Origin of the sequence: Agrobacterium sp. CCNWLW155 (genome assembly GCF_036888815.1) — a bacterium.
Classification (GTDB): Bacteria; Pseudomonadota; Alphaproteobacteria; order Rhizobiales; family Rhizobiaceae; genus Agrobacterium; species Agrobacterium radiobacter.
This window is the reverse complement of the sequence record NZ_JBAKFW010000011.1, coordinates 131,617-152,559: the sequence shown is the minus strand read 5'-3', so window position 1 is coordinate 152,559 and position 20,943 is coordinate 131,617. Positions and strand designations below refer to the sequence as shown.

At 60.4% G+C, this 20,943-nt stretch carries 18 protein-coding genes; 3 read left to right on the top strand and 15 right to left on the bottom strand.

What is annotated here, in order from left to right; all coding sequences use genetic code 11:
• Positions 1-248: 248 nt before the first annotated feature.
• The 4 genes from V6S97_RS24200 to V6S97_RS24185 form a co-directional block, all read right to left on the bottom strand.
• Positions 249-1,562 carry an ABC transporter substrate-binding protein gene (locus V6S97_RS24200; RefSeq protein WP_003518078.1) on the bottom strand — a complete coding sequence of 438 codons (1,314 nt, stop codon included), beginning with the start codon at positions 1,560-1,562 and terminating at the stop codon, positions 249-251.
• A gap of 144 nt (positions 1,563-1,706) precedes the next feature.
• A complete protein-coding gene (locus V6S97_RS24195; RefSeq protein WP_020813245.1) occupies positions 1,707-2,660 on the bottom strand; it encodes a sugar-binding transcriptional regulator in 954 nt (317 codons plus the stop codon).
• A gap of 261 nt (positions 2,661-2,921) precedes the next feature.
• Positions 2,922-4,772, bottom strand: a complete 1,851-nt coding sequence (locus V6S97_RS24190) for an ABC transporter ATP-binding protein (RefSeq protein ID WP_020813244.1) — start codon at positions 4,770-4,772, stop codon at positions 2,922-2,924.
• 48 nt (positions 4,773-4,820) lie between these two features.
• On the bottom strand, positions 4,821-5,984 hold the full coding sequence (locus tag V6S97_RS24185) for a M20 aminoacylase family protein (RefSeq protein ID WP_020813243.1): 1,164 nt from the start codon (positions 5,982-5,984) through the stop codon (positions 4,821-4,823).
• A gap of 305 nt (positions 5,985-6,289) precedes the next feature.
• Between V6S97_RS24185 and V6S97_RS24180 the strand changes: the two genes are divergently transcribed.
• The 3 genes from V6S97_RS24180 to V6S97_RS24170 all read left to right on the top strand — a co-directional run bounded on the left by V6S97_RS24180 (position 6,290) and on the right by V6S97_RS24170 (position 9,999).
• Entirely contained in the window at positions 6,290-7,999 is a 1,710-nt protein-coding gene (locus tag V6S97_RS24180) for a peptide ABC transporter substrate-binding protein (RefSeq protein ID WP_003504788.1), read from the top strand.
• 76 nt (positions 8,000-8,075) lie between these two features.
• The gene (locus V6S97_RS24175; RefSeq protein WP_003504786.1) at positions 8,076-9,086 is read left to right on the top strand and encodes an ABC transporter permease; all 1,011 of its coding nucleotides are present in this window, start codon (positions 8,076-8,078) and stop codon (positions 9,084-9,086) included.
• Positions 9,079-9,999, top strand: coding sequence for an ABC transporter permease (locus V6S97_RS24170; RefSeq protein WP_060724435.1), 921 nt, complete (start codon positions 9,079-9,081; stop codon positions 9,997-9,999). Before V6S97_RS24175 ends, V6S97_RS24170 begins: the two co-directional genes overlap by 8 nt.
• 84 nt (positions 10,000-10,083) lie before the next feature.
• Here V6S97_RS24170 and V6S97_RS24165 read toward each other — a convergent pair whose 3' ends face one another.
• The 11 genes from V6S97_RS24165 to V6S97_RS24115 form a co-directional block, all read right to left on the bottom strand.
• The gene (locus V6S97_RS24165; RefSeq protein ID WP_003504781.1) at positions 10,084-10,434 is read right to left on the bottom strand and encodes a ribbon-helix-helix domain-containing protein; all 351 of its coding nucleotides are present in this window, start codon (positions 10,432-10,434) and stop codon (positions 10,084-10,086) included.
• A 70-nt stretch (positions 10,435-10,504) separates the two neighbouring features.
• Positions 10,505-11,071 carry a DJ-1/PfpI family protein gene (locus tag V6S97_RS24160; protein WP_162686199.1) on the bottom strand — a complete coding sequence of 189 codons (567 nt, stop codon included), beginning with the start codon at positions 11,069-11,071 and terminating at the stop codon, positions 10,505-10,507.
• 97 nt (positions 11,072-11,168) lie between these two features.
• Positions 11,169-12,566: an amidase gene (locus V6S97_RS24155; RefSeq protein ID WP_080864552.1), complete on the bottom strand. Its 1,398-nt coding sequence runs from the start codon at positions 12,564-12,566 to the stop codon at positions 11,169-11,171.
• Positions 12,567-12,619: 53 nt separating this feature from the next.
• Positions 12,620-13,441, bottom strand: a complete 822-nt coding sequence (locus V6S97_RS24150) for an ABC transporter permease (protein ID WP_020813237.1) — start codon at positions 13,439-13,441, stop codon at positions 12,620-12,622.
• Positions 13,438-14,388, bottom strand: coding sequence for an ABC transporter permease (locus V6S97_RS24145; protein WP_080864553.1), 951 nt, complete (start codon positions 14,386-14,388; stop codon positions 13,438-13,440). The genes V6S97_RS24150 and V6S97_RS24145 overlap by 4 nt, the downstream gene beginning before the upstream one ends.
• A 194-nt stretch (positions 14,389-14,582) precedes the next feature.
• Positions 14,583-16,118 carry an ABC transporter substrate-binding protein gene (locus tag V6S97_RS24140; RefSeq protein ID WP_334427825.1) on the bottom strand — a complete coding sequence of 512 codons (1,536 nt, stop codon included), beginning with the start codon at positions 16,116-16,118 and terminating at the stop codon, positions 14,583-14,585.
• A gap of 183 nt (positions 16,119-16,301) precedes the next feature.
• Positions 16,302-17,204, bottom strand: coding sequence for a LysR substrate-binding domain-containing protein (locus V6S97_RS24135; RefSeq protein WP_035212791.1), 903 nt, complete (start codon positions 17,202-17,204; stop codon positions 16,302-16,304).
• A 161-nt stretch (positions 17,205-17,365) separates the two neighbouring features.
• Complete coding sequence (locus V6S97_RS24130) at positions 17,366-18,115, bottom strand: ABC transporter ATP-binding protein (RefSeq protein ID WP_003504761.1); 750 nt, start codon at positions 18,113-18,115, stop codon at positions 17,366-17,368.
• Positions 18,112-18,948, bottom strand: coding sequence for an ABC transporter ATP-binding protein (locus tag V6S97_RS24125; RefSeq protein WP_003504759.1), 837 nt, complete (start codon positions 18,946-18,948; stop codon positions 18,112-18,114). The genes V6S97_RS24130 and V6S97_RS24125 overlap by 4 nt, the downstream gene beginning before the upstream one ends.
• On the bottom strand, positions 18,945-19,877 hold the full coding sequence (locus V6S97_RS24120) for an ABC transporter permease (protein ID WP_003504757.1): 933 nt from the start codon (positions 19,875-19,877) through the stop codon (positions 18,945-18,947). Before V6S97_RS24120 ends, V6S97_RS24125 begins: the two co-directional genes overlap by 4 nt.
• Positions 19,874-20,941, bottom strand: coding sequence for an ABC transporter permease (locus V6S97_RS24115; RefSeq protein ID WP_003518099.1), 1,068 nt, complete (start codon positions 20,939-20,941; stop codon positions 19,874-19,876). The genes V6S97_RS24120 and V6S97_RS24115 overlap by 4 nt, the downstream gene beginning before the upstream one ends.
• Positions 20,942-20,943 lie beyond the last annotated feature (2 nt).

Here is a 20,943-nt window from a genome sequence, read left to right as displayed (position 1 = left end):
TCATCCACACCAGCAAAAGCAGCACCGAAGGCGCAAGCATAACCCGCGCCAGACCGCTCGTGTTCCGTGTTGCCATTGCACTAACCTCCCCATGGGCTCGGGCATCACGAAATGCCCCCGGCATATCCGGAAGAACCGGCTCATTCCAGTTTTGATTTGAAAGGCTTAAAGGCCACCGCGCAGCTCGCGGCTTGCGCCCCCAAGGTTCGCTGCCCGGCATTGGCGCCGGACAGCGATCTTCAGGAGGATTACTTGATGTAACCGGCGCGGGTCATTTCACGCGTCGCTGTCGACTGGGCGCTGGCAAGCGCATCGTCGACACTGGACTGGCCGGCAACGACCGCCGAGAACAGCTGACCGACCGTGGTGCCGAGCGCCTGGAACTCAGGGATCGCCACGAACTGACCGCCGGTGTAAGGCACGGGCTTTACGGTCGGCTTGGTGATGTCGGCGGCATCCATCGCAGCAAGCGTCGGCTTGGCGAAGGCGGCTGCTTTTTCATAGTCAGCATTTTTGTAAAGCGAGGTGCGGGTACCCGGAGGCACGTTTGCCCAGCCTTCCTTGGCAGCGACGAGTTGGGTATATTCCTTGCTGGTTGCCCAGGAGATGAACTTCTCGGCGGCATCCGCCTTCTGCGAGCTCTTCGGGATAGCAAGGTTCCATGACCACAACCAGTTGCCGTGGTTCTTCAGTTCGCCATGCGTCGGGAAGAGCGCATAACCGACCTTGTCGGCAACGGTCGAATCCTTCGGGTTTGAAACGAAGGAAGCAGCCACCGTGGCGTCGATCCACATGCCGCATTTGCCCTGCTGGAACAGCGTCAGGTTTTCGTTGAAGCCGTTGGAGGAAGCACCCGACGGACCGGCATCCTTCATCAGATCGACGTAGAACTGAAGAGCACTCTTCCATTCCGGCTGATCGAACTGCGGTTTCCAGTTCTCATCGAACCAGCGGCCGCCAAAGGAGTTGGTGAGCGCACTGATGAAGGCCATGTTCTCGCCCCAGCCAGCTTTGCCGCGCAGGCACATGCCGTTGATATCCGCCTTGCGATCGGTAATCTTGCGGGCAGCGTCACCGATGAATTCCCAGGTCGGGTTTTCAGGCATCTTCAGGCCGGCTTTTTCAAACAGGTCCTTGCGATACATGATCATGGCGGATTCGCCGTAGAACGGCGCCGCATAAAGCTTGCCTTCGCTGGAAAGACCACCACGGATCGCCGGCAGAATATCATCCACGTCGTATTTGTCGCCAAGCTTTTCGAGCGGCAGCAGCCAGCCCTGCTTGGCCCAGATCGGCACTTCATAGTTGCCGATGGTCATGATGTCGTACTGACCGCCATTGGTGGCGATATCGGTCGTCACGCGCTCGCGCAGGACGTTTTCTTCAAGCGTGACCCATTCCACCTTGATGTCGGGGTTCTTGGTGGTGAAGTCGGAGGTCAGCCCCTGCATGCGGATCATATCGCCGTTATTAACGGTGGCGATGGTCAGCGTTTCGGCGGAGGCAAGGGTCGAAAAGGCGAGTGCCGAGCATGCGCCCAGCAAAATGGTCTTCAATGTCATATCTTCCTCCCAGAAGAAAAATGATGAGCATTCGCTTTGCTCTAGGGCATTTACTCACCCGCAGAGCAAAAATGTCAAGCGACATCCTGTGCTGCGGCGCACATGGGAAAATCAAGTCTTTGATTTTAATGAATTAATTTTCGCTCAGTGAGTGAGCAAATATTCGCTTGTCACTTCGTCGGTAATGAGGCCGTTCAACAGACCACCCCTCAACGCCGCCAGAATCGAGGCATTTTTGCGCGTGCCCTGCGCCATTCCGATGACCGTGCAGGTCTCTCGTGATGGGATGGGAACGGAGGCGACGCGCTCGTTGACGGAATGGTCGAGAATGTGGCCATTGGCATCATACATCCAGCCACAGATCTCGCCGACCGCACCGCTTGCCATCAGGGCCTTCATCTCGTCGACACCGAGGAAACCATCAACGCAGAGCGGTGCGTTTTCACCGAGTTCGCCGACACCGACGAAGGTGACATTGGCCGCAGAACCCAGCGCCAGCGTCGAGCGCACCATGGACTGGTCATGCAGCAATTCACGTTCTTCCGCCGAGGAGCACAGGACTGGCAGCGGCATGGGAAAATGCCGCGCCTTGATGGCATCGGCCATGCTGAAGATGACGTTGTAATAGGCAGCCGAGCCATCCGGGCCGATATTGCCTGTCAGTGACACGATGCGGTGCTGCGGACATTCCATCGGCGGCAACTGGTCCACAGCCGCCTTCAGCGTACGGCCGGTGCCGATGGCAAGCACGATGGGATCGGCATTTTTCAGCCAGCGCTCGATTTCCGCCGCACCGGCCTCGGCAATGCCGACCGTGGAGGAAACGCCAGCGGGATCGCTCGGCACCACCTCGATATATCTAAGGTCGAATTTCTGCTTCAGCCGCTCCGCCTTTTCGAGACAGGCGGCGATGGGATGATCGAGCCGGACCTTGATCAACCGCTCGGCGACGGCCAGCGATACCAGCCGCTGCGCCGATTGCCGGGATATGCCCATGGCAGCGGCGATCTCGTCCTGCGTGCGGCCCGCGACATAATAAAGCCAGCCAGCACGCGCCGCATCATCAAGCCGTCCATGTGCGTCGTTCCGTCTGGCCATGCCGCCGCCCTCTAAGAATTATGCTCGAGCATTTGCTGGCATTTTTTCAGGCCGCCTGTCAAACGGCGCAGCGACTGAGCGAAGCGTTTGGCGGCACCGGGCACCTCTAAAGAAGATGCAAAACATTTCCTCCGTCATGCTCGGGCCTGTCCCGAGCATCTGCAATGCACCGATTTACGAGACATTGGCAGATCCTCGGCACAAGACCGAGGATGACGTCGTGAACACAGAGGCACCTATCCCTGCGCAGTTTCCTCTATATCAAGCCGCTTCCTGCACCAGATGCCCTGCCGAAACCTCGCGGTAATGGCGTTGCGGCGGAACATAGTTCACAGGACGGATCGGGCTTTTGATCTCGTCCGTTGCCATGTTGCGCCTGATCTGGCGCCGGGCCGGATCCGGCACCGGAACGGCGGACATGAGCTTTTTCGTATAGGGGTGCTGCGGATTATCGAAGACGGCGGCGCGTGGGCCGATTTCGACGATCTCGCCGAGATACATCACCGCGACACGATGACTGACACGCTCCACCACAGCCATATCGTGGGAAATGAACAGGAAGGCGAGGTTGAGGCTCTGTTGCAGATCGAGCAGCAGGTTACAGACCTGCGCCTTGATGGAGACATCAAGCGCCGACACCGCTTCATCGGCAACGATGACCTTGGGGTCAAGCATCAGCGAACGGGCAATGGCGATGCGCTGGCGCTGGCCGCCGGAAAACTCATGCGGGAAGCGCCGCATCATATCCGGGCTGAGGCCAACCTTCTCCATCAGGTCCGCCGCCTTTTCACGCGCCTGCGCCTTCGGTCCAAGCCGGTGTTCGATGAAGGGCTCCATGATCGCCGTGCCGATGCTCATGCGCGGATCGAGACTGGCGAAGGGGTCCTGAAAGATCATCTGCACGCTGCGGCGCATGGTGCGCAACGTCGTCTTGTCGAGTTTCATCACCTCGTAACCGTCGAGAGTCACGTTACCGGAGGTCGGTTCGATCAGCCGGGTGATCGACCGCCCCGTGGTGGACTTGCCGCAGCCGGATTCACCGACCAGCGATAGTGTCTCGCCCTCAGCCAGATCGAAGGAGACCTTCTCCACCGCATGCACGGCACCGGACTTGCGACCAAGAAGACCGGAGCGGATATCGAAGCGGGTCGTCAGGTCCCGGACCGAAAGAATGGGCGTGCGACCACCGGAAACCGTGTTCCTGACCTCTTCGACCGGTTGGCTTTCTCCGGTCTTGATATCGATGATCGGAAAGCGGGCGGGCAGCACCCGCTCTTTCATCGAACCGAGCTTCGGCACCGCCGAAAGCAGGGCGCGCGTATAGGGATGGTTTCCGCGATGGAAGATATCGTCCGTCGTGCCGGTTTCCACCACGTCGCCGCGGAACATGACGATGGTGCGGTCAGCCACTTCCGCCACCACGCCCATATCATGGGTGATGAACAGGACCGACATGCCCTCCTCTTCCTGCAATTGCTTGATAAGGTCGAGAATCTGGCCCTGAATGGTCACGTCGAGCGCCGTCGTCGGCTCGTCTGCAATCAGGAGCTTTGGTTTCGAGGCAAGTGCCATGGCGATCATAACGCGCTGGCGCATGCCGCCGGAAAACTGGTGCGGATAATCGTCGAACCGGTTCTTCGCATTGGGAATGCGGACCTTTTCGAGCAGGCGGATAACTTCGGCTTTTGCAGCGGAGGAGGAAATATCCTGATGTACGGTGAGTGCTTCGGCGATCTGCTTGCCGATCGGGAAGATCGGGTTGAGGCTCGTCATCGGCTCCTGGAAGATCATAGAGATGTCCTTGCCGCGAACCTTGCGCATCTCCTCTTCCGGCAGCGCCAGCAGGTCGCGGCCGCCGAGCATGACCTTGCCCTCGATGCGACTCGTCTTTTTATCGAGAAGCCGCATGATCGACAGCGACGTCACGCTCTTGCCCGAGCCGCTTTCGCCGACGATCGCCACCGTTTCGCGCGGTGCAATCTCGAAACTCATATTGCGCACCACGGATTTCCAGCCGTCATCGACGCGGAAGGAGGTGGTGAGATTCTGAACCGAAAGAACCGGGCTTACCGAACCGCCGGTCTGTTCCATTGATGTCGCCGCCAAAAGCATGCCGATCTCCTGAAAAGCAGAAGGCGGCCATGAAGGCCGCCGGGTGTCTTATGCAGCAAGTGCGGTTTCGGCCATCGAAACCCAGTAGCTGATGCCGTAAGGCAGGGCTTCGTCGTTGAAATCGTAAGCGGCGTTGTGCAGCCCGGCGGTATCGCCGTTGCCGATGAAGATGAAGGCGCCGGGGCGGGCTTCCAGCATGTAGGAAAAATCTTCCGCACCCATATGCGGGTTGGGATTGGTGTTGACGGCGTTCGCACCGGCCACGCCCATCGCCACACCGGTCGCGAATTCGGTTTCGTCACTGTGGTTGAAGGTGACGGGATATCCGCGATGGTATTTCACCTCCACGCTGGCGCCATGCGCCATTGCCGTGGCGGTGGCCACTTCCTTCAGCCGCTTTTCGGCAAAATCGCGGGTTTCCGGCAGCAGCGTCCTCACCGTGCCGGTCAGCGTCACCGAACCCGGAATGACATTGACCGCCGTGCCGCCATGGGTGGTGGCGACGGTGACGACCAGCGATTTCAACGGGTCCGTCTCGCGCGAGACGATGGATTGCAGCGCGATGATGATATGCGCCGAGGTCAGCACCGGATCGATGGAAAGATGCGGCGCGGCCGCGTGGCTGCCCTTGCCGGTGATGACAATCTCGAAACTATCCGCCGCCGCCATGGTGGAACCCTTGCGGATGGCGAATTGGCCGACCGGAATGCCTGGCTCGTTATGCATGCCATAGACCTGCGAAATGCCGAATTTCTCCATCATGCCGTCGTTCAGCATGGCGAGCGCGCCTGCCCCGCCCTCTTCCGCCGGCTGGAAGATGACCGCGACGGAGCCTTTGAAATTGCGGGTCTCGGCCAGATACTGCGCCGCCCCCAGAAGCATGGCCGTGTGCCCGTCATGGCCGCAGGAATGGGCCTTGCCGGGCGTCTTCGAGGCCCAGGGCTTGCCGCTGGTCTCAAGAATCGGCAGCGCGTCCATGTCGGAGCGGAAACCGATGGTCGGACCATCCCCGTGCCGCCCCTTGATGATGCCGACCACGCCGGTCTTGCCGATGCCGGTCTCGACGATATCGCAGCCGAAGGACTTCAGTTTTTCGGCCACGAATTTCGATGTTTCGAAGACATCATAGAGCAGTTCCGGGTGCTCATGCAGATGGCGTCTCCAGCCGGCAACGTCTTCCTGCATTTCAGCCACACGGTTCAATATCGGCATTCTCTTTATTCCCTTTTTTGTTCCCCGCCGGGTTGTCGGAAAACATATTGCGTTTGGAATTTCTCCTTTTGCAAGTGTGAAATTTGCTGAATGAGCGAAAAATAGGCCGGAAGGCGAATGGCTCAAATTTTGTTCATCAATAAGACTTTGGGGCTTGCTTTTCAAAAACACTGACAATAGCATCATCTGGAACGAATGGATATTATTCAGCAAAGTCAAATACTTACAATAAAATACCTTGCGCATGACGACAGGAAAAGCGTCAAACATTCAAATAGATAAAATCCAAAAAAGGGGAAAACATAATGAAGAAGCGCAGCATTCTCTTTGCCAGCACGGTGGCGGCGATGGCCTTGGCAGGATCTGCCGCCCATGCCGAACGCGGCAGTGACGGTGAACTGAAAATCCTGTTCTGGCAGGCTGTATCGACACTCAACCCTTATCTTTCCGGCGGCACCAAAGAGATCTACAGCTCGTCCATGGTGATTGAGCCTCTGGCCCGCTACGACGAAAAGGGCGAGCTGGTGCCGATGCTGGTGAGCGAGATCCCGACGGTCGACAATGGCGGCGTCGCGAAGGATCTGCTCAGCATGACGTGGAAGCTGAAAAGTGACGTCAAATGGTCCGACGGCACGCCGCTTACCGCTGACGACGTCATCTTCACGTGGAAATATTGCACCGCACCCGACGGCGGCTGCGCGCAGGCGGCACAATATGAAGGCGTGAAAAACGTTGAGGCTATCGACGCCCATACCGTCAAGATCAGCTTCACTGAACCCAAGCCCTACCCCTACTCGGCATTTGTCGGCGCGCAATCGCCCGTCATCCAGAAGAAGCAGTTCGAAAAATGCGTCGGCGCCGCGGCTCCCGGCTGCACATCCGCCAATTTCGGCCCCATCGGCACCGGCCCCTTTGTGGTCAAGGAGTTCAAGCCGAACGACGTCATCAGCTATGTCGCCAACCCCAATTATCGTGATCCGGCCAAGCCCGCTTTCGCCACGGCGACCCTGAAGGGCGGCGGTGACGCGGCATCCGCTGCGCGTGCCGTGCTTGAAACGGGTGAATTCGACTACGCCTGGAACATGCAGGTGGAGCCGGAAATTCTGGCGACCATGGTGGCCGCCGGCAAGGGCAAGCTGGAAACCGCCTTCGGCACGCAGGTCGAGCGTATCAATCTCAACTGGTACAATGCCGATCCTGCGCTGGGTGACAAGCGCTCCACCAAGGAGGGCGGTCCCCATCCGGCCCTTTCCGACCCGGCCGTGCGCCGTGCGCTCTCGCTCGCCATCGATCGCGACATTATCGATGAGACGGGGTATGGCGAGGCGGGCAAGCCGACCTGCAACATCGTGCCGGCCCCGGCGGCTGTCGCTTCGACGAAAAACGACAGCTGGTGCCTGAAGCAGGATTTGGAAGGCGCAAATAAGCTGCTTGATGATGCGGGCTGGGTGAAGGGCGCCGATGGCATCCGCGCCAAAAACGGCGTGAAGCTTTCCTTCCTCTACCAGACCTCCACCAACTCCGTTCGCCAGGCAGCGCAGGAACTGGTGAAGGACATGTGGTCGCAGATCGGCGTTGCGTCCGAACTGCGCAATGTCAGCGCCTCGGTGTTCTTCGGCGGCGATCCGGCAAGCCCGGATACCTTCCAGAAATTTTATGCCGACGTTGAAATGTACACCAACAATTTCGACGGCACCGACCCGGAAAAATACCTGGCGGAATGGCTGTGCGACAAGATCCCCGCCCCCGCAAACGGCTGGCAGGGTCAGAATATTCCGCGTTATTGCAACCCGGAATTCGACAAGCTGGTGGGCGTCCTTTCCAAGACGACCGATTTCGCCAAGCGTGGGGAAATCGCAAAACAGCTGAACGACATGCTGACGGAAGAAGGCGCACATATTCCGCTGATCCACCGTGGCAACGTCTCCTCGCATTCGCTGACACTCGAAGGCGTTCGCATGAATGCCTGGGATTCGGAACTCTGGAACGTCGCGGACTGGTCCCGCAAAAAGTAACACGCAAATGCGCGGTCGCCCCTGAAAGGGCGGCCGCGCTCGTTTTGCGAGACCCTGACGGTCTGGAGACTTTCCGATGTTTACCTTTACGCTCCGGCGGCTTGCCTTTGCCGTACCGACGTTGCTCGTCATCAGCTTCGTCATCTTCGCCCTGCTCGATCTCGCGCCGAACGATCCGACCGGCGACCTGCCGCTGACCATTCCGCCCGAAGTGCGCGAGCAGATCCGCGCCTCCCTCGGCCTCGACCAGCCTTTCTTCATCCGTTACCTGATGTGGCTGCAGCAATTCTTCATCAACGAGCCGCTGAACCTCTTCGAAAAGCTGACCGGCTGGCAGATCGGCGATGGCAGCCGCATGCGCGTGCTCTCCTGGGCAACGCGCAGCCCGGTGGTCGATCTTGTCATCCAGCGCATGCCGCAGACGCTTTGGGTAGTGGGCCTTGCCTATCTTTTCGGCGCGCTTCTGGCGATCCCGATCGGCGTCATTTCCGCCTACAAGCAATATTCGATCTTCGACCAGATCGGCACTTTCGTCTCGATGGTCGGTTATTCGGTGCCGACCTTCTTCACCGGCGTGCTGCTGGTCGTCATCTTCAGCTCTTACCTGCAATGGTTCCCTTCCGTCTATGACACCAATCTGCAGGTGACGGACTGGGGAAGCTTTGTGGCGCAGATCAAACAGATGTTCCTGCCGGTGCTGGTATTGACCCTCTACAATGTCTCGCAGATCAGCCGCTTCGTGCGCGCCTCAATGCTCGACAATCTGCATCAGGACTATGTGCGCACCGCCCGCGCCAAGGGCGTGAAGGAAAAATCCGTTCTGCTCGTCCACGTGCTGCGCAACAGCCTGATCCCGGTCGTGACGGTGATTGCACTCGGCGTGCCGACGATCTTTTCCGGCGCCATCATCACCGAGCAGATATTCCGCGTGAACGGGCTTGGCCAATTGCTGATAACCGCCGTTCAGGGCGCGGATATTCCGCTGGTGCAGACGCTGACCTTCATTTTTGCGGTGCTTATCGTGCTCTTCAACCTGATTGCCGACGTGCTTTACGGCATTCTCGACCCGAGGATCCGCTATGACTGACGCCACCATTGCAGCGCCGACGGTTGCGGCCACCCCAACACAATCCGCCCTTGCCGATATCTGGAAACAGTTCCGCGTCCACAAGGGCGGGGTGGCCGGGCTTTTTGTCTTCATCTTCATCCTGCTTGCGGTCTATGTCGGCCCCTATATCCACACCGTTGCGCCCAACGCCATAAACGTGAAGGCACGTAACCAGTGGCCGTCGCTGGCGCATCCCTTCGGCACCGATAATCTCGGCAAGGACATGCTGGCGCAGGTTCTGGCCGGTGGGCGCATCTCGCTTGCCGTCGGCATCACTGCCATGCTTTTGGCCCTGTTTCTCGGCACGCTGGTGGGTGTGCTTTCAGGTTATTTCCGGAATCTGGACGGGCCGCTGATGCGGTTGACGGACCTGTTTCTGGCGCTGCCGCTTTTGCCGCTGCTGCTCGTCATCCTGATGCTGTTTCGCGATACGCTACGCGCCGCCTTCGGGCCGGAAACCGGCATCTTCATCCTGATTGTCTTCGTGATCGGGATCACCAGCTGGATGCATACCGCGCGCATTGTGCGCGGCGATGTGCTGACGATCAAAAGCCAGGAATTCATCATGGCGGCGAAATCGAGCGGCATGCGTGAGTATCGCATCATCCTGCGCCATATCCTGCCGAATGTGCTGAGTTCGATCATGGTCTCGGCCACGCTCGGCATCGCCTCGGCCATCATCACGGAATCGGCGCTGTCCTTCCTCGGCCTCGGTTTCCCGTCCGACTTCCCCACCTGGGGACGGCTGCTGTTCGATGGCGCCAACTTCCTGCAGCTGACGCCCTCGCGTGTGCTGTGGCCGGGACTGGCTATCTCGCTGACGGTTCTGAGCGTCAATTACATTGGTGATGCCGTGCGCGATGCGCTCGACCCACGGGCGCTGAAGAGTTGAGGAGACGCGTTCTCTGCGTCACAACAACCTCTCCACCGTCATCCTCGGGTCAAGCCCGAGGATGACGTCGAGTAAGGCTGCCGACTAGTGATAATTCACCTTTTCCGCATCAAGGATGCTGTCGGCATCCAGCGCGGCAATCGGAATATCGCTGCGCGCGGGAATATCGCCGGAAAGCTGAAGCGCAAGATAACGCCCGCAGCAGACCCGCAGGAACGAGGTGAAATTTCCGAGATCATGCCCGGCATCGATCGATTCATTATAAAGCTTGGCGATAAGCTGCACGCTGTTCATGCCATCCCGCCGCGCGATCTCGTCCAGCGTCGTCCAGAAGAAATTCTCGAGCCGGACGCTGGTGACCATGCCATCGATCCTGAGCGACCGCGTATGGCTTTCCCAAAGCGCCGGGTCTGCCTTGATGAAAAGCTTGCACATGGTTTCCTCCCTCACCACGTCTGAAAGATAGGCGGAAAACGGGGCCGAAAAAAGCCCCCTTTCGCAGGTCTTATTTGCCGAGCACCGCCATGAATTGCGAAAGCCATGCCGGATGTGCCGGCCATGCAGGGGCGGTCACCAGCTTGCCATCGGTAACCGCCGCATCGATGGCGATATCGGCATAGGTGCCGCCGGCAAGCTCGACCTCGGGACGGCAGGCCGGATAGGCCGAGCAGGTGCGGCCCTTCAAAACACCAGCAGCCGCGAGCAGTTGCGCACCGTGGCAGACGGCCGCCACCGGCTTGTCAGCCTCGAAAAAATGTTTCACCGCCGCCAGCACATCGGCATTAAGGCGCAGATATTCCGGCGCACGGCCGCCCGGAATGACCAGCGCATCATAATCCGCAACCTTGATATCGGCGAAGGTGGCGTTGAGCGCGAAATTATGGCCGCGTTTTTCCGAATAGGTCTGGTCGCCCTCGAAATCATGGATGGCCGTAGCGATGGTCTGGCCCGCTTTCTTGCCGGGGCAGACGGCATGGACCGTGTGGCCGACAGCGAGCAACGTCTGGAACGGCACCATGGTCTCGTAATCCTCGGCGAAATCGCCGGCGATCATCAAAATCTTCTTCGGCATGTTTGCTCCTCCCGTTTTCGAATGCCTTTGGGCACTCTAGCAGTGTGGGCCGAAGCACGGGTATTATGGCTATACTACAAGGCCGATAAAGGCGGCATCACCGGCCCCGCGGCGGCTCCGGCCAGCGACGCACACCGCCGCCCCAGGTCTCAAAGGCTCTGGAAAGCTTCAGCACGAACAGATCCTCGTAACGCGGGCCGACGATCTGCAAGCCGATGGGCATACCCGATTTCGAAAAACCGCAATTGATCGAGGATGCGGGCTGTTCCGACATGTTCCACGGCACGGTGAAGGCGATATGTTCGAAGGGCCGTGCGGGATCATTGGTGGGCGAGGCCCAGTCGGCCGGATAGGACACGATGGGATTGACGGGTGAAATCACCGCATCAACGGACTGCATCAACCGGCCGCAAAGCTTACGCATTTCCATGGTCTGGTTGAAACCGAAAACGGCGCGTGCGCCGGAAATATCCGCCCCCTTCTGTGCCCATTCATGAATATATGGAAGGATCGCGGCGCGGCGGTCTGCGCTCAGCGCCGCCATGTCGCCCCAGAATTTCGCGCGCCAGAAGTCGTCCAGCCCATCCAGCATCTCCCGCGTCAGCACCGGCTCGACAGGGATGACAATGGCGCCCGCCGCCTCGAACAGTTTCGCGGCGGAAAGCACGGCGTCGCGCACCTCATCCTCCAACGGCAGGCCGCAGCCGGCATCCAGCATCAGGCCGATCTTCAGGCCCTTCACGTCGATATCGAGGTCCATCCAGTCGATGTCATTCGGCGGCAGCGATGTGCCGTCGCGCCAGTCGGGCCGTGAAAGCGTGGCCATCGCATAGGCCGTATCGATAACGGTGCGGGTCATCGGCCCGGCGCAGCGGCCGGTATAATAGGGATCGACCGGGATGCGGCCCTGGCTCGGCTTGAAACCGAACAATCCCGTCCACCCCGCCGGCAGCCGCACCGAGCCGCCAATATCCGTGCCGATATGCAGCGTGCCATAACCAGCGGCCCCGGCCGAGGCCGCACCGGCGCTGGAGCCGCCGGGGTTCTGTGTCGGGTCCCAAGGATTGCGGCTGAGCTTGTGAAAACTGGAAAGGCCTGAGGAGAGCATGCCGTAATCCGGGCAGGTCGTCTTGGCGTAAAGGATCGCGCCATCCTCGCGGCAGCGGGCCGCCACCGGCGCATCTTCAACCGCAGGCACCAGTTCTACCGCTTTGGTGCCAAGCGGAACGGGATGGCCTTTCGTGGCGATCAATTCCTTGAGCGAGACGGGAATTCCATCAAGGGGCCCGAGCGTTTCACCCTTTTGCCAGCGCTCCGTCGAGGCCAGCGCCTGCCGGCGTGCATCCTCCGGATCATAGGCGTAAAGCGCGTTCACGACCGGCTCGAATGCATCGATACGCGCCTCCACCGCCTGCCAATATTCCGATGGCGAAAGCCTCTTACCCCGGTAAAGCGACAGGATTTCGAGCGTGTTGAGGTCTATGAGATCGGTCATGGCATCGTCTCGTCAGAAAAACAGGAAATATGGGCGACAGCTTTCCAGAGCGGTCAGCTTGTATCGCGCGGGTCCAGCAGGTCGCGCAGGCCGTCGCCGAGAAGGTTGAGACCAAAGACGGCAAGTGCAATCGCAAGGCCGGGCATGATGGCAAGCCAGGGCGCCACGCCAAGATAGGTCTGGGCGTCCGCGAGCATTCGCCCCCAGGTGGCGGCGGGCGGCGGCATGCCGAGACCGAGGAAGGAAAGGCCTGCTTCCGTCAATATCGCAAGGCCGAGCTGGATCGTCACCTGCACGATGATCTGGTTGGAAATATTCGGCACGATATGGAAAAGCGTGATCCGGGCGCGGTTCTGGCCGATGCTTGTAGCGGCGGTGACATATTCCCGCGACCATATCTGCAGCGCCGCCCCCAGCGTCAGCCGGGCGAAGACAGGCACCATGAAGGTGGCGATGGCGATGATGGCGGTAAAGCGCCCCGTGCCGATGAAGGCGCCGAGCATCATAGCCGACAGGATCGGCGGCACCGCAAAGATGATATCGCAGACGCGCATGACCACGGTTTCGGTGAAACCGCGCAGCGCCGCAACCGCAACGCCGATGGCCGTGCCGATAGATGCGCCGATGGCGACGGCAGCGATGGAGGTGGACAGCGAGTTCCACGCACCCGCCATCAGCATGGACAACACGTCGCGGCCGAAATGATCCGTACCGAGGCCGCCATAGACGAATGGCGATTTCAGCTTCTGGACGATCTGCATCTTTGTGGGGGACACCGGTGTCCAGACCAGCGACAGCAGGGCGACTGCGACCAGAAAGATCGTAACGGCGATGCCGACGGCAAAGGCAGGGCGGCGGCGGATCAATCGCATCATCGCGCACCTGCCCGCAGTCTGGGGTCGATGAGGAGATAGGCGATATCGACCACGAAATTCATGATGATCACGAGCGCCGAAAAGAACAGCACGACGGATTGCATGACGACGATATCGCGCTGGGTCAGCGCCTGATAGGCAAGCCGCCCGAGGCCCGGAAGATTGAAGACATTCTCGACAAGCACCGCGCCTGCGATAAGGAAGGTGAATTGCAGGCCGATCATGGTGACAACAGGGATCATCGCGTTCGGCACCGCGTGCCGCCACAGTGCCACCCGCTCGCTCAAACCCTTGGCGCGGGCGGTGCGCACGAAATCCTCGTTCATCACCTCAAGCACGGCGGAGCGGCAGACGCGGGTGAGAACGCCGGCCTGCGACAGCGCCAGCGCGACCGCCGGAAGGATGAGCGCCATAAGACCCGCTGAAAAACTCGGCGTCCAGCCGGGAAATCCGCCCGCCGGCATCCAGCCGAGCGTGGTGGAAAAGACGATGATGAGCAGCAGCCCGACCCAGAAACCGGGCACGGCGATGCCCACATGGGAAAACAGCCCGGCCACAAAATCCAGCGCCCCGTTACGGTTCCGCGCCGCCGCCACGCCGAGTGGAATGGCGATGGCGACAGACAGGCAGACTGCCAGCAGCGCAAGCGGCAGGGTGACGGCCAGCCGCTCGAGGATCAGCCCCGCCACCGGCACGCCATAGGTATAGGATTGCCCGAAATCACCCCGGAATACGCCCGCAAGCCAGTGGAGATAACGCAGCGGCAGCGGCTGATCGAGACCCATCTGCTTCTGCAGCGCGGCGAGCGTATCAGGGCTCGCCGAGGTTCCAAGCATGATCGCCGCGGGATCGCCCGGCAGCAGGCCCATGACGACATAGATGATGAGGGAAACGGCAAACAGCGTGATGACGAGGCTGACGAGACGCCGGATGAGGACGGCTAACATCTGGCATCTTCTCCTTGCTTTGTTTCACCTGCGGTCGAGCGTCCAGTCACCTCTCTCCCGTCATTCCGGCCCCGAGCCGGAATCCAGCCGGCGCGCGTCTGCGCGGCGGAGAGAGCCCTTTCAGCCGAAGGACTTGGGCTGGCTGGATGCCGGATCAAGTCCGGCATGACGGAAGAAACCGGTATCGACAAACGTCACTCTTCCCAATGCACATCCGTCAGCACATTCGAGGGAATGGGTTCGTTTTCCCAAAGCCCCTTCACCTTCTTGTCCCACACGCCGAGCTTCGGCATGACGAAAAGGTAAAGTGCCGGCACATCTTCTGCGAGGATTTTCTGGGCGTCGCCGTAAAGCGCTTCCTGCTGGGCCGCATCCGCCGTCTTTTCAACGTTGCCGACGACCTCGTTGAAGGCCGGGTTCCTGTAATTGAAATAATAGGGATCGCGCGCATAGATATCGATATCCATCGGCTCCGCATGGGCAACGATGGTCATGTCGTAATCCGCGCCCTTCAAGACATCCGCCACCCATTTCGCCGGAAATTCGGTCGTCTCGATGGTCATCGTCACGCCGATTTCGGCAAACATCGCCTGCAGGATTTGCGAGGTCCGCTGGGCATAGGCCATCTGCGGCGCCTTGATGGTGAAGCTGAACCCGTCAGGATAACCCGCTTCGGCAAGCAGCGCCCTCGCCTTATCGACATCGTAGGGGTGCACTCCTGTCGTATCGATGTAACCGCGGTCATTCGGGGTGTAATGGCTGCCGATGGCCGTGCCGAAGCCGGACCATGCGCCTTCGATGACGGTGCCGCGATCCACCGCCATCATCAGCGCCTGGCGCACGCGCTTGTCATCAAAGGGCTTGCGGGCGTTGTTCATGCCGGCCACGACCTTCAGTTCGGTATTGCCGACGAAGGTGCCAAGGCGTTTGTCGCCCTCAAAGGAGGTCATCAGCTCCGGCGCGCCGAATTCCGGAAAGGCATCGATATCGCCTGACTTCAGCGCCGCCGCCTGCGCCTGCGGGTCGGCGACGAAACGGAAGGTCGCCTTGTCCAGCTTGACCGCCACGGCCTTGTCCCAATAGCCGTCGTTCTTCTGCAGCTCGACCCTGTCGCCCTTGGCCCAGTTCACGAATTTGAACGGGCCGGTGCCGACGGGCGTGGTGCGGTTATTCTCAGCGCTTTTCGGCGCCACCATCACGGATGCCGGCCAGCCGAGCCAATAGAGAAGGCTGCCGGCCGGCTGCTTCAGCTTCAGCACCAGCGTTGCGGCATCCGGGGTCTCGATACTGTCGATGGCGGCGAAGAAGCGCTTCTGCGGATTGACCGAGCTTTCGCCGCGCGCCCGATCCAGCGAAAATTTCGCAACGGAGGAATCGAAGGCCTCGCCGTCATGGAAGGTGACGCCCTTGCGCAGCTTGAATGTATAGGTCTTGCCATCAGGGGAAATTTCCCAGCTTTCGGCAAGCTGCGGCCTAACCTTGCCTTCGCGGTCGATCGTCACCAGACCTTCGAAGATATTCTGCCAGGTGACCTGGCCGATGGCGACGGGGGCGGCAATGGTCGGATCGAGCCCGGCGGGCTCGACGGCCATGCCAAGCGTCAGCGCGGTTTTCGGCGCGGCATCCGCCGCCGTTATCGAAAGCGGCAGCCAAAGCGCCGTGCCCAGTGCGAGGCTCAGCGCGGCGCGGCGCGAAAGCGTTGCCGCCTGCGAAAGATAAATGCGTGGCATCATTGTCCCCTGTCTGGCGGCCGGGGCATTTTTGCCCTTCCAAAGACCACCCGTTGCAAAAAGAGTGTCATGTTGCAGGCGCACACACAATCTCGATTTTTGTGTGCTCCGTGTAGCTGAAATGGCTACACGGAAATGCGGATGGAAATCAACCTTCCGGGCGGAAAGGCCAAACCGTCTCGCTTATCCCGCCGTCGCCTCGCGCATGAAGCGCTCGATGAAATCGGCAAGCTTGGAGGCGGCGAAGGACAATTGCCGGTCGGGAGCAACACAGAGATCGATCTGGGTGTGGATGCCCTTCTTGCCGGAGAGCGGAACGGCGACCATCTGGCCACTGCGAATTTCACGCGCCACCGAAAGCGCCGGCAACAGCGTGGCGGCGGCGTGGCCCAGCACCAGTTCCTTCAGCATTTCCAGCGAGCTGGTGATGAAGACAGGGTCAAGTTCGATGCCCGCATCGGCAAACAGCGTATCGAAGGCCTGACGCGCAGCAAAACTCTTGTCCGGCAGCGCAAGCGGCAGGCCCGCCAGTTCCTTCAGCGAGACTTCCGGCTGGGCGGCGAGCGCGTGGCCAGCGGGGAAGATGACATCATAACTGATGCGGGTGCGCGAACGCACCTTGACGCCTGATAGTTTTGGCGCAAACAGGCTGACGACAAGGTCCGCTTCCGCCGCACCCAGCGCCTCCATCGCCTGCCGGGCGCTGGTAATATGCACCTCGAAACGCAGTTTTGGATATTTCAGGCTGAACTGCGCCAGCACCGGCGCCAGAAGGTTCGCCACCGTGGCGCCATTGGCATAGACCGTGACCCGGCCGCGCTGCAGGCCTTTGAGATCGTCTATCAGCTGGTGCACATGGTCGAGTTCGCGCAGCGTCTTGCCGGCGCGGGCGGCGAGCAGCTCCCCCGCTGCCGTCAGCTTCACGCCCCGGCTGGAGCGCTCCACAAGCGGCGAACCGAAATAATATTCGAGGTTTTCAATCTGCCGGCTCACCGCCGTCGGCGCGACATTCAGGTTTTCCGCAGCGGCGCGCATGGAATTTGTGCGGACGAGTTCGTCGAAATACATCAAGGCGCGCAATTGCATGGGGTGGGTACCTGTTGCGGAAATGCCGGTGTGGCGGTTCACCATATCATCGCAGCGCGATGAGAGAATACTTCGCCCGGGAAGATCACCTGTGGAACGAACGCGCGCCGCCTGTTTCTTCTCCCAGGTGGGGAGAAGGAACGGGCGCACCGTCTCGCAAATCAAACGCGCTTGAAACCCTCGCTCGCCACCAACAGCTGGCGGGTATAATCCGCGCTGAATTCCCGGCTTTCCAGCGCTTCCGCCTCCAGCATTTCCACCACCTTGCCGCTCTTCATCACCGCCAGGCGATCGCACATATGGCTGATGACGCCGAGATCGTGGCTGACCATGACGAAGGTAAGGTTACGATCCTTGCGGGCCTGTTCCAGAAGGTTGAGGATTTCCGCCTGAATGGAGGCATCGAGCGCCGAAGTCGGCTCATCCAGCAGCAGGATTTTAGGCTCGACGATCAGCGCACGGGCAATGGCAATGCGCTGCCGCTGGCCGCCGGAAAGCTGGTGCGAATACCGGAAACGGAAGCCTGAACCGAGGCCGACTTCATCCAATGCGCGGGCAATACGCTGCTCGCGATTGTCGAGACCGTGGATGACCAGCGGTTCAAGCAGCAGCGCATCCACCGTCTGGCGCGGGTGAAGGGAGCCATAAGGGTCCTGAAACACCATCTGCACGTCGCTGTAGAAGCTCTTGTCGCGGTGCTTGCTGGAATAGGAGCGCCCCGCCACCATCAACGAACCTTCGTCGAAATGGTTGAGGCCGGCAATGGCGCGCAGCAGGGTCGACTTGCCGGAACCGGACTCGCCGACGATGCCGAAGGATTCACCCTCGGCCACATCGATGCTGACGCTGTCGAGCGCGATGTAACCGTCGAAATCGACCACCATGTCTCTGATAGAAAGAACTGTGCTCATGCGCGCCACTCCGGCTTGCGTTCCAGAACCGGCAGCGGATGCCGGTGGCCGCCAATTTCCGGCAGGCAGTTCAAAAGCCCCTGCGTATAGGGGTGTTTCGCTTCCTTCAGATTGGCGGAAGAAAGCTCTTCCACCACCTTGCCCGCATACATGACGAGAACGCGGTCACAGAAGGAGGAGACGAGCCTCAGATCATGACTGACGAAGATCAGCCCCATGCCGCGGTCGCGCACCAGCTTGTCGAGAATGTCGAGTACTTCCAGTTGCACCGTGACGTCGAGCGCCGAGGTGGGTTCGTCGGCGATCAACAGTTCCGGGCCGCAGACCAGCATCATGGCAATCATGACGCGCTGGCCCATGCCGCCGGAGACCTCATGCGGATAGAGATCGAAGACGCGCTCGGGATCGCGGATCTGCACCGCTTCGAGCATGGCAAGCGTGCGCTGGCGCGCCTCGCTGCCGCCGATCTTTTCATGGGTGCGCAAGGTTTCCATGATCTGACGGCCGATGGTCATGACCGGGTTCAGCGAATATTTCGGGTCCTGCAGGATCATGGCCATGCGCTTGCCGCGCATGATCCGCCGCTCCTTTGCGGACGCCTTGAGCAGGTCGATATCGCCGAAACGGAGCGCATCGGCCTCGATGCGCGCGCTTTTCGGCGTCAGCCCCATGATGGCGCGGCCCGTCTGCGACTTGCCGGAGCCGGATTCGCCGACGATGCCGAGGCGTTCGCGCCCAAGCGTGAAGGACACACCGCGCACCGCCTCCACCAGCCCGGTGCGGGTGGGGAAAGAAACGCGAAGATTCTGAACGGTCAGAAGCGGCGCACTCATTGGCCCGCCTCCTTGGGATCAAGCGCATCGCGCAACCCATCGCCCAGCAGGTTGAAACCGAGGCTGACGATGAGGATCGCCACGCCGGGCATGGCCGCAACCCACCATTGGTCGAGGATGAAACGACGCCCCGAAGCGATCATCGCGCCCCATTCCGGCAACGGCGGCTGCGCGCCAAGGCCTAGGAAGCCGAGACCTGCGGCGGTGAGGATGATGCCCGCCATATCGAGCGTGACGCGCACGATGAGCGACGACATGCAAAGCGGCATGACGTGTTTCAGGACGATGCGGAAGGGCGAGGCCCCCATGAGCTTCACCGCCGCGATGAAATCGGAATTGCGGAAGGTCATGGTTTCAGCGCGCGCGATACGCGCATAGGGCGGCCATGACGTCACCGCGATGGCGAGCACCGCGTTTTCAATGCCCGGCCCCAGTGCGGCCACCAGCGCCAGCGCCAGAACCAGCTTCGGAAAGGCCAGAAAGATATCGGTGATGCGCATCAGAACGGCATCCACCCAGCCGCCGGCATAACCCGAGACGGTGCCGACGATGAGCCCGATGGGCGCCGCGATGATGGCCACCAGCAGCACCACGAACAGGGTCAGCCGCGAACCGTGGATGAGGCGCGAGAGAATATCGCGCCCCTGATCGTCGGTGCCGAGCAAGTATCCCGCCGTACCGGGCGGCAGAAGCCGGGCATTGCGCAGATCGCCCTGCACCGGATTATGCGGCGCCAGCACATTGGCAAACAGCGCGACGAACAGCAGCGCAACAATGATGCCGAGGCCGAGCAACGCCAGCCGGTTTTCCGAAAACCGCCGCCAGATGACATAAGCACGGCCAAGACGCGCCTGCTTGCGCGAGGCAGGCCGGTCGGAGAGCAGCCATTCGCGGCTGTAGGGTTTGAGTGTATCGGTCGAAATCGTCATCGGCTGCGCGTCCTTGGGTCGAGCGTCCGGTAAAGCAGATCGGAGAAGAGATTGATGCCGACGAAGATGGCGCCGATCACGATCGTGCCGCCAAGAACGGCATTCATATCCGCATTCTGCAGGGAATTGGTGATGTAGAGGCCGAGCCCCGGCCACGCGAAGATGGTTTCGGTCAGCACCGAACCTTCCAGCAGACCGGCGTAAGATAGCGCAATCACGGTCACCAGCGGCACGGCGGCGTTGCGCAGAGCGTGAAACCAGATGATGCGCGTTTCCGAAAGCCCCTTGGCGCGCGCCGCAACGATATATTCCTGGGCGAGCTCATTCAGCATGAACGAACGCGTCATGCGGCTGATATAGGCCAGCGAAAAATAGCCGAGCAGCGAGGCGGGCAGGATGATGTGGCGGAACAGATCCCACAATACGTCCCATTGCCGTTGCCAGATCGCGTCGATCAGGAAGAAACCCGTGACCGGCGTAAAGGTGAATTCGTAGACGATATCCATTCGGCCGGGATAGGCGACCCATTGCAACCTGGCGTAAAACACCAGCAGCGCCAGGAGGCCAAGCCAGAAAATCGGCACGGAATAGCCGATAAGGCCGATGACGCGCACGACCTGGTCGGCAAAGCTGCCGCGCTTGACCGCGGCAAGCACGCCGAGCGGAATGCCAAAAACGGCGCCGATGATGGTGCCAAGCGTGGCAAGCTCTATGGTTGCCGGGAAAACCCGCTTGATATCCTCCATCACCGGGTTGGTGGTGAGGACTGAGATGCCGAAATCACCCGACAGCGCCTGCTTCAGATAGATGAAGAACTGCTGCCAGAGCGGCAGGTTGAGGCCGAGCTGCTCACGCACGCGCTCGACCACATGCGCAGGAGCGCGGTCGCCGACAATCGCCAGTGCGGGATCGATCGGCACAACGCGGCCAATGAAAAATGTGACCGCCATCAGCCCCAGAAAGGTGGTGATGACGGTGACGGCGAAGCCGAGAATGGCCTTCGCGCGGGCGTTGGCACGGCGTTTGCCCTGCCTCGCCCGGCTGTTTGCTTCAACGATGCTCAAGA